Source organism: Enterococcus sp. BSD2780061688st2 D3 (assembly GCF_005844145.1).
Taxonomy (GTDB): domain Bacteria; phylum Bacillota; class Bacilli; order Lactobacillales; family Enterococcaceae; genus Enterococcus_B; species Enterococcus_B durans.
On record NZ_SPHN01000067.1, the window covers coordinates 1 to 1,042 of the forward strand.

General features: G+C 35.1%; 1 protein-coding gene. It reads right to left on the reverse strand.

What is annotated here, in order from left to right; translation table 11 throughout:
* Positions 1 to 21: 21 nt before the first annotated feature.
* A complete protein-coding gene (locus FGQ66_RS15035; protein WP_002295743.1) occupies positions 22 to 930 on the reverse strand; it encodes an IS982-like element ISEfm1 family transposase in 909 nt (302 codons plus the stop codon).
* Positions 931 to 1,042 lie beyond the last annotated feature (112 nt).

Sequence of the window (1,042 nt, forward strand, 5' to 3'; positions counted from 1 at the left end):
TACCCGTGGTGCTAGTTAATTTTAATATCCTAAAGAATATCTCAAAGTTCCTTCAAAACGTCGTTGTGCTCGACTTAATAGAACACTGTAAGCCAGTAATATGCTTTCAAATCTACTCTCTAGCCCTTTAACAGAACGTGAGTTGAAATTTTGACAACCTAATTTTTCTAAGGAAGAAAAAACAGTCTCAACTGTTTTTCTTTGTTTTCCAAGTAAGCTGTGGTCTAGTTTTTCTGATTTATCCATGTTTTTACGTGGCGGAACGGATATAGTAATGCCCTTAAGGGCAAGCTTTTCATGGATTTTATGGCTAATATATCCTTTGTCCCCTAGGATATTGGGAAGATTCGCTTCTTCCGATAAAGTCTCTAACACTTTCACGTCATGGACACCTGGATTCGTGATTGAGTAAGTAATCGGAAAGCCAGTCTTAGTAACGATCATATGAATTTTAAGACCATAAAAATAAGATTTTTTTGTTGAGTTATAGCCAACTTTGGCTATTTGATTCAATAGTTTTGCTTGTCTATTTCTAACTGGTTTACATAATGGACTAGGAAAACTATCTATAATTCCGACTAGTTCACCTTTGGTGAGCTTCTTGATGAAAAAGTATCGAATAATCTTGATAGTGTAAGCTAAGTTTGAACTTAAGCGAGTGAATCGACTCCTACTAGGAAAGTCACCATTAGGAAATAAGACGGAACAAACCGCTCTATACGTGGCTCTTTGGCTAGTATAGCCATTAATTATGCCCCATATAACACAAGCAATAATCACTGTATCGCGTTGCTTCAGTTGATCAGTATTTCTTCGGTTTTTAATCTTATCTGGTACACAATTGTGGTATATGTTAGAAACAGTTCTCATAATTTCCTTGAATGTTATAAAAGTATCTGTATAATGTTCAGTATATTTTGATGAACGCATATGTAGTCCTCATTTCTTGGGAGTTTTGAGACTACTATATGCGTTTTTTTGTTGATTTACCAACATGTTTAGACATTTTCCTCTAGGAAAAAATTAACTAGCACCACGGGTT